Source organism: Streptomyces sp. NPDC048825 (assembly GCF_043198355.1).
Taxonomy (GTDB): Bacteria; Actinomycetota; Actinomycetes; order Streptomycetales; family Streptomycetaceae; genus Streptomyces; species Streptomyces xiangluensis.
The window spans coordinates 96,372-109,840 of the sequence record NZ_JBICUR010000016.1; the positions used below are offsets into that span (position 1 = coordinate 96,372).

Consider the following 13,469-nt stretch of genomic DNA (forward strand, 5'->3'; position numbering starts at 1 on the left):
GGTTCTGTTCAGTGGTACCAGGAAAACGACTCGGAGACTGTGAGGAGTCGACGGCCCGCTTTCGTAGGTGGACTTCGTAAGGTCGCTACATGACCGTTTTGGACGATGCCGGATCCTCCGCCCCAGAAGCCGCAGGAGAACCCACCGACGCCCGCGGGCGCGTGGCCGAACTGCACGCGATCCGTGCCGAGGCCCTGCGCGGACCCAGCGACAAGGCGACCGAGGCACAGCATGCCAAGGGCAAGCTGACCTCCCGGGAGCGCATCGAGCTCCTGCTGGACGAGGGCTCGTTCAACGAGGTCGAGCAGCTGCGCCGGCACCGGGCCACGGGCTTCGGCCTGGAGGCCAAGAAGCCCTACACGGACGGTGTGATCACAGGCTGGGGCACGGTCGAGGGACGTACGGTCTTCGTGTACGCCCATGACTTCCGGATCTTCGGCGGTGCGCTGGGCGAGGCCCACGCCACGAAGATCCACAAGATCATGGACATGGCCATCGCCGCCGGTGCGCCTCTCGTGTCGCTGAACGACGGCGCGGGAGCCCGTATTCAGGAAGGCGTCAGCGCTCTCGCCGGCTACGGCGGCATCTTCCAGCGCAACACCAAGGCGTCCGGCGTCATCCCGCAGATCAGCGTGATGCTCGGCCCGTGCGCGGGCGGCGCCGCCTACAGCCCGGCGCTCACGGACTTCGTGTTCATGGTCCGCGACACCTCGCAGATGTTCATCACCGGGCCGGACGTCGTCAAGGCGGTCACCGGCGAGGAGATCACCCAGAACGGCCTCGGCGGCGCGGACGTGCACGCCGAGACCTCCGGTGTCGCGCACTTCGCGTACGACGACGAGGAGACCTGCCTCGCCGAAGTCCGCTACCTCCTGTCGATGCTGCCGTCCAACAACCGCGAGAACCCGCCCCACGCGAACTCCGAGGACCCCGCCGACCGCCGCTCCGAGGTCCTGTTGGACCTGGTGCCCGCGGACGGCAACCGGCCGTACGACATGACCAAGGTCATCGAGGAACTCGTCGACGACGGCGACTACCTGGAGGTCCACGAGCGCTGGGCCCGCAACATCATCTGCGCCCTGGCCCGCCTCGACGGCCAGGTGGTCGGCATCGTCGCCAACCAACCGCAGTCCCTGGCCGGTGTTCTGGACATCGAGGCCAGCGAAAAGGCCGCGCGCTTTGTGCAGATGTGCGACGCCTTCAACATCCCGATCGTCACTCTTCTGGACGTCCCCGGCTTTCTGCCCGGCGTCGACCAGGAGCACGGTGGGATCATCCGCCACGGAGCGAAGCTGCTGTACGCGTACTGCAACGCGACCGTGCCCCGGATCTCGCTGATCCTCCGTAAGGCGTACGGAGGCGCCTACATCGTGATGGACAGCCAGTCCATCGGTGCCGACCTCACCTACGCCTGGCCGACCAACGAGATCGCAGTGATGGGAGCCGAAGGTGCCGCCAATGTGATCTTCCGCCGGCAGATCGCCGAGGCCGCCGACCCCGAGGCCATGCGAGCCCGCATGGTCAAGGAGTACAAGGCCGAGCTGATGCACCCGTACTACGCGGCCGAGCGCGGTCTGGTGGACGACGTGATCGACCCCACCGAGACCCGCGAAGTGCTGATCCGCTCGCTGGCGATGCTCCGCACGAAGCACGCCGATCTGCCGTCCCGCAAGCACGGCAACCCGCCGCAGTAACGCTGCGGTCCCCCTGCGGAAACCTCACTCACGGAGACTTACGCCCATGAGCACCCCTGACATTCGCGTCGAGAAGGGCCACGCCGAGCCCGAGGAAGTCGCCGCCATCACGGCCATCCTCCTGGCCCGCGCCGCCGCCGCTCCCACGACCACGGCCCACCGCGGCCGCACCAAGGCCGGCTGGCGCCGCCTTGAGCGCGAGCCGGGCTTCCGGGCCCCGCACAGCTGGCGCTAAGACTCGCGCCCCGTAGGGGCGCGGGGAACTGCGCGACCAGCCACACACGGCCCGCAGACGGCCAACTACCCATAGGGGCAACCCGGTAGCCGCGCACCAAAAAGGGGGCGCCCTCTCCAACCGGAGAGGGCGCCCCCTTCGTGCACCGCGCGGCTAGCGCAACCGCGCCATCAGCGCGTGCTCAACCAGAGTGATCAGGGTCGACTTCGCATCGGCCCGGTGCCGCGCGTCCGTCGTGATGATCGGGGTGTCCGGGCCGATCTGCAGGGCCTCGCGGACCTCGTCCGGGTTGTACGGCTGGTTGCCGTCGAAGCCGTTGAGGGCGATGACGAACGGCAGTCCGCTGTTCTCGAAGTAGTCGACGGCCGGGAAGCAGTCGGCGAGACGCCGGGTGTCGACCAGGACGACCGCGCCGATGGCGCCGCGTACCAGGTCGTCCCACATGAACCAGAAGCGGTCCTGGCCGGGCGTACCGAAGAGGTACAGGATCAGGTCCTGGTCCAGGGTGATGCGGCCGAAGTCCATGGCCACCGTCGTGGTGGTCTTGTCTCCGGTGTGGGTGAGGTCGTCGATGCCCGCGGAGGCGGACGTCATGACGGCCTCGGTGCGCAGCGGGTTGATCTCCGAGACGGCCCCGACGAACGTGGTCTTGCCCACGCCGAAGCCACCCGCCACCACGATCTTCGCCGAGGTGGTTGAGCGGGAAGGACCGCCGCTAGAGCTTGCGAAGTCCACTGAGCACCCTTTCGAGCAGTGTCACGTCTGGCTGGCCGCCGGCGTTCTCGTCGCCGCCGGGCTGATGGATGGCGACCAGGCCCGCCTCCGCCAAGTCGGCGACGAGAATCCTGGCCACGCCGAGAGGGATGGTGAGCAGGGCCGAGATCTCGGCCACCGACTTGATCTCCCGGCAGAGGTTGCAGATCCGCTGATGCTCGGGCAGCTGGCCCTGCATCTGGTGCGGCTGTGCGGTGGTGTGCACCAGCGCCTCGATGGCGAGCTGGTACCGCGGCCTGGTGCGGCCGCCCGTCATGGCGTACGGGCGCACCAGAGGGTTTGACGCCCCGCCGGCAGGGGACGGCTCAGGGGAGCGGCGATGCGGCTGCACGGGCTGGATGCGTGGGGCCGACGGCTGGTCGTACGGCGAGGGACCAGGGCCCTGAGGGCTCTGGGGCGCGTACGGCTGGCGCTGCCGGTGGCTCGGGGTGGAGGGGAAGTTGTACCGGTTCGGGTTCTGCGAACCGGCACCCTGGTCCTGGCCCTGGCCAGGACCGTAAGACCAGTTGCCCGAAGACGAACCGCCTGGGGGTGTTGCCACTTTCTCCTCCTCCGACTGTGCCGGGCACCCATCACTCTGGATAGCCGTGTCCGAAACCTTACGGCCACGGGACGCCAAAATGTATCGCTTGTCTGCTAGTTGAGAAGGCTGCCCTGGAGCTCAGCACGCAGATCAGGCGTCAGAACCGTACCGGCACGGTCCACCAGAAGGGCCATCTCGTACCCAACGAGACCGATGTCCGCTTCCGGATGTGCAAGGACCGCGAGCGAAGAACCATCGGAAATGGACATGATGAAGAGGAATCCTCGCTCCATCTCCACAACCGTCTGGTTCACACTGCCACCCTCGAAGATGCGGGACGCGCCCGCGGTCAGCGAGGTAAGACCCGACGCGACGGCCGCCAGCTGGTCGGCGCGGTCGCGCGGAAAGCCTTCGGACATCGCCAGAAGGAGTCCGTCGGCGGAGACCACCACCGTGTGAGACACCCCGGGGGTGTTGTCCACGAAGTTGGTGATCAACCAGTTCAGGTTCTGCGCCGCCTGGCTCATCGGGCTCACACTAACGCTCCTGGTTGTAGGTGCTATCAGGACCGAAGCCCTGGCCGTTCGTTTCACTACCTGCGTTACGTCCCCGCTGGACGCCCCGGCGCAGGTTGCTCAGCCTGCCCCGGACATCCTCGGGGGCGCGGGAGACCTGAGGGCCGCCCTGGTGCGTGGATTCGGCGGTGCCCTCGACCAGGTTGGCCTTGGGTACCCGCCGCGGCAGGCCGGAGGAGGTGACCCCGCCCGCCTTGGGCTTCTTCAGCTGTTCGGCGCGCTGCCACCGCTGGTCGTTGGCCGACCGCCAGTCGCCGCTGCCGTTGCTGCCGCTGCTGTCCGAGGTGGCCGGCGCTTCCTGGCTCACGGGCTGCCGACTGCTCGCGCCGTTCGCGGGAGCACCGCGGCGCGGAAGCCCGGCGTCGGTCAGCTCGTGCGCGGCGGAGGGGGCCGGTCCCGGACGATCGAAGCCTACGCGGTCCTGCTCGGCCACGTCAGCGGCCTGCGCGGATTCCGTTTCCGGAGCGTACTCGGATCGATACCCGTTCCCGTATTCGTCCTGCTGAGGCCAGTCGTCCTGGTAGGACTGGCCTTCGAACGGCGAGAACCTGTCCTGCGGGGATCCGTGGGCCTGCGGCTGCTCCTCCTGGACCGGCTCCGCATAGGAGGGTTCCGGGTAGCCGCCGTTCGACGGGTTCGACGGGAAGTACGTCTCGTCGTACGCCGTCTGCTGGTCGTACGCGGGCTGCTCGCTGTACGCGGCCGGTGTGCCGTCGTATGCGGGCCTGCCCTCGTCGTAGGCGGGCTGCTCGGTCTCGTAGCCGGACTGGTTGCTGTCGTAGCCGGACCTGCCGTCGTCGTACCCGGGCTGCTGCCGGTCGTAGTCCTCGTGGAAGGACCCGGCCTCGAGCTCCGGCTGCTGCGACTGGGCCTCCAGGGCCGCTCGGCGCTCCTCACGCATCAGTGAACGGCCGACGGGGTCCAGCTCGCGTATGTCGTCCGGGACGTTGTCATAGCGGCTGTCGTCGAAGCCCAGCTCGGCGGCCGTGCGCAGGGGCGGACCCTGGAAGTTCTCGCCCTGGAAGGACTGCTGCTCCGGGATGATCTGCGAGACGGTGAACTCGTCGCCCTGGAGGTTCTGATCGCCACCGCCACCATGGGTGATCGCGTCGGGCAGCATGACGAGCGAGGTCGTGCCGGCCTGCTCGCCGGAGGGGCGCAGCTGGACGCGGATGCCGTGCCGGTCGGACAGCCGGCCGACCACGAACAGGCCCATGCGCTGCGAGATCGCGGCGTCCACGGTCGGCGGGTTGGCCAGCTTGTGGTTGATGTCCGCGAAGTCCTCGGCGGTGAGGCCGATCCCCTTGTCGTGGATCTCGATCATCACGCGGCCGTCGGGCAGCCGGGTCGCGGTGACGCGGACCTTGGTCTGCGGGGAGGAGAAGGTGGTGGCGTTCTCCAGGAGCTCGGCGAGCAGGTGCACGAGGTCGGTCACGGCGCGGCCGTGGATCTCGGCCTCCGGGACGCCGGAGAGCTCGATGCGCTCGTACTGCTCCACCTCGGAGGAGGCCGCGCGCAGCACGTCGACCAGTGGGACCGGCTGGTCCCAGCGACGGCCGGGCTCCTCGCCGGCGAGGACCAGGAGGTTCTCGCCGTTGCGGCGCATACGGGTCGCCAGGTGGTCCAGCTTGAAGAGGTTCTCCAGCTGGTCCGGATCGGCCTCGTTGTTCTCCAGGTCGGTGATCAGGGTCAGCTGGCCCTCGATCAGCGACTGGTTGCGTCGCGAGAGGTTGGTGAAGATCGCGTTGATGTTGCCCCGAAGCAGGGCCTGCTCGGCGGCGAGCCGGACCGCCTCGCGGTGGACCTGGTCGAAGGCGCGGGCGACCTCGCCGATCTCGTCCGTGGAGGTGATCGGGATGGGTGCGACCCGGGTGTCGACCCGGCCGGGGTCGGTGCGCGAGAGCTGGTCGACCAGCATCGGCAGGCGCTGCTCGGCGACGCCGAAAGCCGCGTTGCGCAGCTGGCGCATCGAGCGGCTCATCTGGCGGGCCATGAGCGAGGCGATGATGAACGCGGCGAGCAGGGCGATGATGACGATCGCGCCGTTGATGATGGCGTCGCGCTGGGCGTCGGAGGCGATCTGGCCCGCGTCGGAGACGGCCCTGTCGATGAGGTCGGCCTCGATCTGGTCGTAGCCGTCGAACTTGGCGGTGGACGCGGCCATCCAGGTCGCGGGGGTGATGCCCTGCGTCCTCAGTTCGTCGGGCGTTCCGGCGGCGACGCCCTGGACCATCTTGTCCATGGCGGGCGGGGCCACGAACTCGCGGCCCGCGGCCTCGGCCTGCCGCTTTGCCTCGGTGACCTGCTGCTTGCCCTCCTCGGTCTTCTGCGCCATGACCGTACGGAGCTTCTCGGCGTCCTGTGCCGTACCGCCGGAGATGTACTCCTGGACGGCGATGCCCTCCAGGTAGGCATAGGAGGTGAACGCGACCCGCTGCCGGTTGTACGTGGCCTCTTCCTCGCTGGGCCTGACGAGGAGGTGCATACCGATCGAGCGCTGCAGCGAGGCGGCGCCCTTGGCCAGCGCGACGGCGTACACGGTGCGGCCGTAGCTGGTGATGTTGCCGGTGCCGAGACCCAGCTCGTTCGAGAACTCGAGCAGAAGGTGCTCGATGTCGACGTAGCTCTCTTCGGTCTTCACCGGGTCCTGCGAGGTCTTGTACGCGTCCTTGCGCAGGGCCGCGAGCGTCGGCTCCGCCTCCTCCACGAGCCGGAGCCGGCGCTCCAGGCCGTATCCGGAGGGCATGCCCTCGACGGACTCGTGGAAGGCGTCGGCCTTCTCGTCGGTGGTGGCGCGGATCTGGTCGACGACCTTCTGCTCCGCGTCGGAGCGGTTCTTCTTGAGGAGCGGCTCGGCGGTGAGGTCGCGCTCGTTGAGCAGGGCCGCGGCGTACTCAGACGCGGAGGCCACGATCTGCGCGATCTTCTCGGCGTCCTGAGCCTCGTTCCAGGTGTCGATCGAGCTCTTGACGTTGAAGCCGCCCATGACGAGGCCGACCAGCACGGGTATGAGCAGGATGGCATTCAGTCTGGTCGGTACGCGCCAGTTACGCGGAGACAGCCGGCTGCCGCTGGACGCGGGTGGGGCCGTCGGCTCCGCCTTCCGGGGCGCGGGTGCGGGTGCCGCTCCTCGCGGCGGCGGGGTGAAGTTGCCCCGCGCCGACGGCTCGGGACCGTTCTTGCTTCGCCTCACTCGACCAACAACCTCTCGGCGTCGGCACCAACGTTGTGCCGCGTGTGTCTTCCCAGCCCTGGGCTACCGGGCAGTTCAGGCATTCCAGCACGTCAGGCTGTGCTCGTCCAAACACTCGGAACCGAGGATTCCGGGCTCCGTAAGCCCCAGATAAAACGGTCATAAAGAGCGAGCCCCGCCAAAAGGCGGGGCCGATATGAGCACAGCGGCACCATGCGACCGCGACGCGTGTCGATGCCACTCAATTTCTCTGTCGAAACGTTATGAACAGCCTGGCCGGCCGTGTCAAAGGACACAGCCGGCTCCAAGGCTTCTACGACAACTGCCGTATGACATGGCTGATTTCGGTGCTACCGAAGACGCGCCATGAGCGCGTGTTCGACCAGCGTGATCAGCGCACTCTTGGCGTCCGCGCGGTGCCGCGCGTCCGTCGTGATGATCGGGGAGTCGGGGCCGATTTGCAACGCCTCCCTCACTTCGTCGGGGGTGTACGGCTGGTGCCCGTCGAAGCCGTTGAGGGCGATGACGAACGGCAGTCCGCTGTTCTCGAAGTAGTCGACGGCCGGGAAGCAGTCGGCGAGACGCCGGGTGTCGACCAGGACGACCGCGCCGATGGCGCCGCGTACCAGGTCGTCCCACATGAACCAGAAGCGGTCCTGGCCGGGCGTACCGAAGAGGTACAGGATCAGGTCCTGGTCCAGGGTGATGCGGCCGAAGTCCATGGCCACCGTCGTGGTGGTCTTGTCCCCGGTGTGGGTGAGGTCGTCGATGCCCGCGGAGGCGGACGTCATGACGGCCTCGGTGCGCAGCGGGTTGATCTCCGAGACGGCCCCGACGAACGTGGTCTTGCCCACGCCGAAGCCACCCGCCACCACGATCTTCGCCGAGGTGGTCGCCCGCCCTCCGTCAGAGCTTGCGTAGTCCACTGAGCACCCTTTCGAGCAGTGTCACGTCCGGCTGGCCACCGGCGTTCTCGTCGCCACCGGGCTGATGGATCGCGACGAGACCGGCCTCCGCGAGGTCCGCGACGAGAATCCGTGCCACGCCCAGGGGCATGGACAGGAGCGCCGACACTTCGGCGACAGACTTCACCTCACGGCAGAGGTGGCAGATGCGCTGGTGCTCGGGGAGCAGCCCCATCAGCTGCGCCGGGTCGGCCGTGGTGCTGATCAGTGCCTCTATGGCGAGCTGGTAGCGCGGCCGGGTCCGGCCGCCGGTCATCGCGTACGGACGTACCAGCGGCTGGTCGCCCTCGTCCCCGTACGGCTCTGCGTACGGATCGTGAGAGGCGGTGGGCGGGGTCATGAATCCTCCGGGCGGGACAGCATGTCGGTCATCGTGCCGTCGATGAGGGCCGGTGGGGGAACGGGCGGCCTGACGGTGGGTCTTGCCTTATGTGGCTATCTAGTGCAACAGGCTGCCTTGCAGTTCGGCCCGCAGATCGGGCGTCAGTACGGCGCCCGCACGGTCGACGAGCAGGGCCATCTCGTATCCGACGAGACCGATGTCGCAGTCCGGGTGGGACAGGACCGCGAGCGACGAGCCGTCGGAAATGGACATCAGGAAGAGGAAGCCGCGCTCCATCTCGACCACCGTCTGCGCCACCGTGCCGCCCTCGAAGATCCGGGAGGCACCGGCGGTGAGCGAGGTCAGTCCGGAGGCGACGGCCGCGAGCTGGTCCGCGCGGTCGCGCGGGAAGCCCTCCGACAACGCCAGAAGGAGTCCGTCGGCGGAGACGACGACGGTGTGGGACACCCCGGGGGTGTTGTCAACGAAGTTGGTGATCAACCAGTTGAGGTTCTGTGCTGCCTGGCTCATCTGGCTCAACTAACGCTCCTGCTGGTGAGTGGGGCTGGGGAAGCTGCCGGTCTGGCCCGAACCGGCCTGGCGACCCTGCTGGATGCCCCGACGGAGATTGGTCAGCCGGCCGCGTACGTCATCGGGCGCACGCGAGACCTGCGGACCGCTTTGGTGCTGTTGTTGCTGAGCCGTCCCCGCGACGAGGTTCGCGCGGGGGACCCGGCGCGGCAGACCCGAGACGGTCACGCCACCCGCGGTGGGCTGGCGTACCTTCTCGGCCTGGCGGCCGAGTTCGTCATTGGGAGAGGCCCGCCAGGACGACGTGACGGCCGGAGCCGGCTCCGGCGCCGGGCGCTGTGGGGCCGCGGGTGCCCGGTTGGGCTGCGGCGGGGTGTCCATGGAGGACGCCGACTCGGTCCGGGAGCCGTTGCTCCGGCCCTGGTCCTGGTCCTGACCTCCCTGACCCTGGTGGAACCAGTTGGTCTCCAGGGTGTCGTACAGCGGTGTACGTCCGTCGCCGGGACCCGCCGCCGGGGGCAGACCCTCCGGCTCACGCGGGGGATGCGACGGCTGCGGGGGGAGCGAGGGGCGCCGACGCGGCTGCGGACGCTGGGGGCGCTGACTGCCGTTCGGACCGTTCGTCCCGGGGCGCTCGAACTGGCCGGTGTCTCCACCGCCCTGGCGCTCGCCGCGGCCGTCCCGGTCCGTGGTGGAACCGTTGTAGCCGGACGCCGGGGGCTGCCCGTTCGAGGGCTGGTCCTGGCGGCCATCGCGGCCCGGCATGGCGAACTGGCCGGTCGAGGACGGATTCTGCCTGGCGGGAGGATTAGGCGGACCGAACACATCCGGGCGTACGAACTGCCCGGTGCCCTGGCCGGGACCCGGGATGCCGAAGTCGGCGGGACCCGTACCAGCACCGGAACCGGGACGCTGAGCGTCGAAGTCCGGCCGGGCGTACTCACCCGTGGAACTCGAACCCTGGCGGTCGTCGAACCGGGGGATCTCCTCGGTCGAGCCCGGACCCTGACGGTCGTCCACGCGCGGCATGCGCGAGGTGGCGTCCGGCTCCTCGTGGCCGCGCGGGGCGTCCATCGAGTCGCGCCGGCCCGGCTCGTCGCTCCAACTGCTCACGCGCGGCTTGGGATTGCCCCCGGGCAGCTCGGCACGAGGACCACCGGGCGGCGGCAGCTGCGCGTGCCGGGGACTATGGCCCTGCTCGGAGTTGTCGCTCTCGGGCCGCCGCTGTTGCGGTACGGGACCACGGGAGCCGAACGCGTCCTGGCGGCCACTGTCGCTGAAACCGTCGAAGCCCTGCGGAGTACCCGTACCAGCGGCCTGAAGACCCTGCGGAGCACCCGGCGCTGCACCGGCCGGAGCCGGCCTGCCCTGCGGGGGCGCGGGCGGCATGGGCGGCTGCGGTCCACGCGAGCCGCCCGGCCCGCCCGGACGACCACCCGAGTCGCTGCCGGTCAGCGCAGGCCGCGGACCCGAGCCCGCACCGACCTGCCCGCGCTGCGGCCCCGCGTTCAGGCGCCCGGGGCCACCGGGCGCACCTGCACCAGCACCCGCGCCGAGCGCGGGACCGCTGCCGGCCCCGCCACGACGGGCTGCCGCGACACCGGCCGCGGCCTGCGCGGCGGCCGGACCGCCGGAACCCGCACCCTGGCCGGGCTTGCCCGGCGCCTTCTTGCCGCCCTGGGCGACATCGACGGGGAGCATGACCAGCGCGGTCGTACCACCGGAGTCGGAGGGACGCAGCTGGATGCGGATGCCGTGCCGCTGCGAAAGACGGCCGACCACGAACAGACCCATACGGCGGGAGACCGAGACGTCCACGGTGGGCGGCGAGGCGAGCCGCTCGTTGATCGCCGCGAGGTCCTCGGGGGAGAGGCCGATGCCGGTGTCGTGGATCTCGATCAGTACGCGGCCGTCGGGCAGCGCGTGACCGGTGACCTTGACCTTGGTCTGCGGCGAGGAGAACGAGGTGGCGTTCTCCAGCAGCTCCGCGAGCAGGTGCACGAGGTCGTTGACGACCCGGCCCGCGACCTCGGTCGCAGGGACCGAGGACAGCTCGATGCGCTCGTACTGCTCCACCTCGGAGGCGGCGGCACGGAGCACGTCGACCAGCGGGACCGGGCGGGTCCAGCGGCGGCCGGGCTCTTCACCGGCGAGAACGAGGAGGTTCTCACCGTTACGGCGCATGCGGGTCGCGAGGTGGTCGAGCTTGAACAGCGAGGACAGCTGGTCCGGGTCGGCCTCGCGGGACTCCAGCTCGGAGATCAGCGACAGCTGACGCTGGATGAGGCCCTGGGAGCGTCGCGAGAGGTTGGTGAACATCGCGTTGACGTTGCCCCGCAGCAGGGCCTGCTCGGCGGCCAGTCGTACGGCCTCGCGGTGCACGTCGTCGAAGGCCGCGGCCACCTGGCCGATCTCGTCCTTGGAGTGCACACCGACCGACTGCACGGAGGTGTCGACGTCCTGCGGGTCGGACTCGGACAGCTGCTTGACCAGCTCGGGCAGCCGGTCCTGGGCGACCTTGGTCGCGGTGTCCTGGAGCCGGCGCAGCGAGCGGATCATGGATCGGGCCACCACGAAGGCGCCGACGAGCGAGACACCCAGCACGAGCAGGATCAGCGCACCGGAGATGATCGCTTCCTGCTCGGACTCGTTGCGCAGCTCACGGGCCTTCTGCTCCATCTGGTTGAGCAGCGTGAGCTCGATCTTGGACATCTCCTGGAGCTTGGCCGAGTCGGCGTCGATCCAGTCCAGGTACGAGCGCTTCTCCCGCTGCTCCAGGCCGTCCTGCCGGCCGAGCACGCGCTGCGCGTAGTTGTCGGCTTCCTCGATGGTCGGGCTGCCGTCGTCGATCGGCTTCATCAGGGCCGACGCGTTGCCGTCGTAGATGCTGGCGAAACCGGAGAGTTCGGACTCCTGGTTGTCCAGCGCGGAGAGGGCGTACTGGCGGTCGTTCTCCGAGAGAGAGCCGAACGTCTTGTTGGTCGCGGGCAGCGCCGCGGCGATCACGGCACGCTGGATGGACGCGTACTCCTTGGCGGAGGAGAAGGCCGCCAGGGCGCGCGTGCGCTGGATCATCTCCGGGTTGCTGGTCGCCTGCGCCATGTCCTGGGAAAGGCCCAGCAGCCGCTCGATGAGCCGGTGGTACGCCTCGACCGTCTGGGAGGAGTTCTCAGTGTCCGTGTAGGCGACGTTGCGGATGTTCTTGATCTTGCTCAGCTCGGAGACGATGGAGACGACGTTGTCGCGGACGCCGTCGAGGGTTTCGTCGTTGCTCGCGTCGTCGATCTCGCGCGAGCCCTCCATGAAGGCGGTACGCGCGCGGTCCGTCTTGTCCCGTACGCCCTTGACCGCGAAATCGGTCCCGTCTCCGCCGTGCGAGAGGGGGCCGGCCGACTTGTCGCGCTCCTCCTGGAGCGCCGCGGCGAGCTCGGTCGCCTGCTTGGTCATGTCGGTCAGCAGCTTCATGTTGTCGAGCTGCTGGATGTCGTCCATGGAGTCGCTGATGCGCAGCGCGCCGAGCGAGGTCGCGGCGACCACGGGGAGCGCGAGCAGCGAGACCAGGCGGGTGGAGATGCGCCAGTTGCGCAGCGCTATTCGGGAGCCGGGGCCGGTCGGGTTCTTCGGCTTCGCCGCCGAGGCGGCGGGACCGCCCGGCGAACCTGCCAGGCCGGGGCGTGAGCCGCGATCACCGCTGTCGCCGGTCTGTGCCGGTCCTTGGTTCTGGGCGTGCTGGGGCGACGAACCGCGGTCGGTCCCGCCGTGCGGCTCCGCCGAAGCGCTGCCATCCCTCTTGAAACGTCCCTGCACTAGCGTCGCAACCTCTGGACCAGGCGCCCCTCCGCAGAACGGTGGGACGGTGTCGGCGTCGTACCGGCGCAATGCGCCTTTTTGTCGGTCTCCGGTGACCGGCGCTGGCTTCCCTTTCCCGCCGCGCACGCGGCGCTGCGTTGCGCCCCTTGTGCGCCGGTTCTATCCCGCGGCGGTTCGTGGAATTCCAGCACAGTGCCCGATCTCCAACAAGGGCCATGGGTCATGCTGTGACCAACGTGACCCCTTGTGAGGGGCGAGTCACCGGTCGTAGAAAGTGATCCACCTCAAAACGGGCACAACCGGGCGATCTGCTCGTGCGCGAGACGTGTCCCAGTCGACATGATCAGGAGCGGAATGATGTCTTCAGTGGGGCAATGTCCGTTTTGTTAGCGTGGATGGTCGGCCTGAATTGACCGTTTTGATGGGCGGTTCGTGAGGAAACTCACACGGTGATCATGGGGTCTTCACAACTTTCTCCGGGAACCGGACGTTTAGCCTGAGGCTTTACAGGCACAGCAAATCCGACAACACGCGCTTGTGCGACGGCCGTTGGCCGCGCAGGCGCCCGTACGACGGGGTCAAAAACCGCCCATGAAGACGCTGATGTTCCAGAACATAGCCAATCCGCGACGCACCACGCTGGCCCATTTCGAAGACGCCGGCGAACTGCGCACGGAGCAGCAGGAACACCAGGAGCACGCCGTCGAGCTCCCCGCCCAGACCGCCAACCCCCGCCGCACGGTCCTGGTGGACGTCCCGGAGGGCGCGGGCGCCGAGCAGTAGGCCGCAGTAGGACTCTGAGTCGAGGACGAGCCCTACGGGCCCCGCGTATTTGCGTGAGGTGGCA

General features: G+C 68.9%; 11 protein-coding genes. 3 read left to right on the forward strand and 8 right to left on the reverse strand.

Annotated elements, in window-relative coordinates:
- The first annotated feature begins 89 nt into the window (after positions 1–89).
- Together ACGFNK_RS32920 and ACGFNK_RS32925 are read left to right on the forward strand one after the other, a co-directional pair.
- On the forward strand, positions 90–1,694 hold the full coding sequence (locus tag ACGFNK_RS32920) for an acyl-CoA carboxylase subunit beta (RefSeq protein ID WP_393421758.1): 1,605 nt from the start codon (positions 90–92) through the stop codon (positions 1,692–1,694).
- A 46-nt stretch (positions 1,695–1,740) separates the two neighbouring features.
- Entirely contained in the window at positions 1,741–1,929 is a 189-nt protein-coding gene (locus ACGFNK_RS32925) for an acyl-CoA carboxylase subunit epsilon (protein WP_344392590.1), read from the forward strand.
- 153 nt (positions 1,930–2,082) lie between these two features.
- Here ACGFNK_RS32925 and ACGFNK_RS32930 read toward each other — a convergent pair whose 3' ends face one another.
- The 8 genes from ACGFNK_RS32930 to ACGFNK_RS32965 form a co-directional block, all read right to left on the reverse strand.
- Positions 2,083–2,664, reverse strand: coding sequence for an ATP/GTP-binding protein (locus ACGFNK_RS32930; RefSeq protein WP_031224757.1), 582 nt, complete (start codon positions 2,662–2,664; stop codon positions 2,083–2,085).
- A complete protein-coding gene (locus ACGFNK_RS32935; RefSeq protein WP_393421760.1) occupies positions 2,645–3,244 on the reverse strand; it encodes a DUF742 domain-containing protein in 600 nt (199 codons plus the stop codon). The genes ACGFNK_RS32930 and ACGFNK_RS32935 overlap by 20 nt, the downstream gene beginning before the upstream one ends.
- 95 nt (positions 3,245–3,339) lie before the next feature.
- Positions 3,340–3,753, reverse strand: coding sequence for a roadblock/LC7 domain-containing protein (locus tag ACGFNK_RS32940; protein ID WP_033321188.1), 414 nt, complete (start codon positions 3,751–3,753; stop codon positions 3,340–3,342).
- A 10-nt stretch (positions 3,754–3,763) separates the two neighbouring features.
- Complete coding sequence (locus tag ACGFNK_RS32945; protein WP_393421762.1) at positions 3,764–6,994, reverse strand: nitrate- and nitrite sensing domain-containing protein; 3,231 nt, start codon at positions 6,992–6,994, stop codon at positions 3,764–3,766.
- A gap of 350 nt (positions 6,995–7,344) precedes the next feature.
- Positions 7,345–7,920: an ATP/GTP-binding protein gene (locus tag ACGFNK_RS32950; RefSeq protein ID WP_388683367.1), complete on the reverse strand. Its 576-nt coding sequence runs from the start codon at positions 7,918–7,920 to the stop codon at positions 7,345–7,347.
- Positions 7,901–8,299, reverse strand: coding sequence for a DUF742 domain-containing protein (locus ACGFNK_RS32955; protein WP_165339911.1), 399 nt, complete (start codon positions 8,297–8,299; stop codon positions 7,901–7,903). The genes ACGFNK_RS32950 and ACGFNK_RS32955 overlap by 20 nt, the downstream gene beginning before the upstream one ends.
- 99 nt (positions 8,300–8,398) lie before the next feature.
- The gene (locus tag ACGFNK_RS32960; RefSeq protein WP_033321189.1) at positions 8,399–8,812 is read right to left on the reverse strand and encodes a roadblock/LC7 domain-containing protein; all 414 of its coding nucleotides are present in this window, start codon (positions 8,810–8,812) and stop codon (positions 8,399–8,401) included.
- Between the two features lie 9 nt (positions 8,813–8,821).
- A complete protein-coding gene (locus ACGFNK_RS32965; protein ID WP_393421764.1) occupies positions 8,822–12,619 on the reverse strand; it encodes a nitrate- and nitrite sensing domain-containing protein in 3,798 nt (1,265 codons plus the stop codon).
- Between the two features lie 594 nt (positions 12,620–13,213).
- On the opposite strand from ACGFNK_RS32965, the gene ACGFNK_RS32970 reads away from it, so the two are divergent.
- Positions 13,214–13,405 (forward strand): hypothetical protein, encoded by a 192-nt coding sequence (locus ACGFNK_RS32970; protein ID WP_393421766.1) that lies wholly within the window; start codon positions 13,214–13,216, stop codon positions 13,403–13,405.
- Positions 13,406–13,469: the final 64 nt, after the last annotated feature.

Excerpts from the sequence above, each read along its gene's own strand:
- ACGFNK_RS32955 (WP_165339911.1), bottom strand. The coding sequence starts at position 8,299 with ATGACCCCGCCCACCGCCTCTCACGATCCGTACGCAGAGCCGTACGGG.
- ACGFNK_RS32970 (WP_393421766.1), top strand. The coding sequence starts at position 13,214 with ATGAAGACGCTGATGTTCCAGAACATAGCCAATCCGCGACGCACCACG.
- ACGFNK_RS32940 (WP_033321188.1), bottom strand. The coding sequence starts at position 3,753 with ATGAGCCAGGCGGCGCAGAACCTGAACTGGTTGATCACCAACTTCGTG.
- ACGFNK_RS32960 (WP_033321189.1), bottom strand. The coding sequence starts at position 8,812 with ATGAGCCAGGCAGCACAGAACCTCAACTGGTTGATCACCAACTTCGTT.
- ACGFNK_RS32920 (WP_393421758.1), top strand. The coding sequence starts at position 90 with ATGACCGTTTTGGACGATGCCGGATCCTCCGCCCCAGAAGCCGCAGGA.
- ACGFNK_RS32925 (WP_344392590.1), top strand. The coding sequence starts at position 1,741 with ATGAGCACCCCTGACATTCGCGTCGAGAAGGGCCACGCCGAGCCCGAG.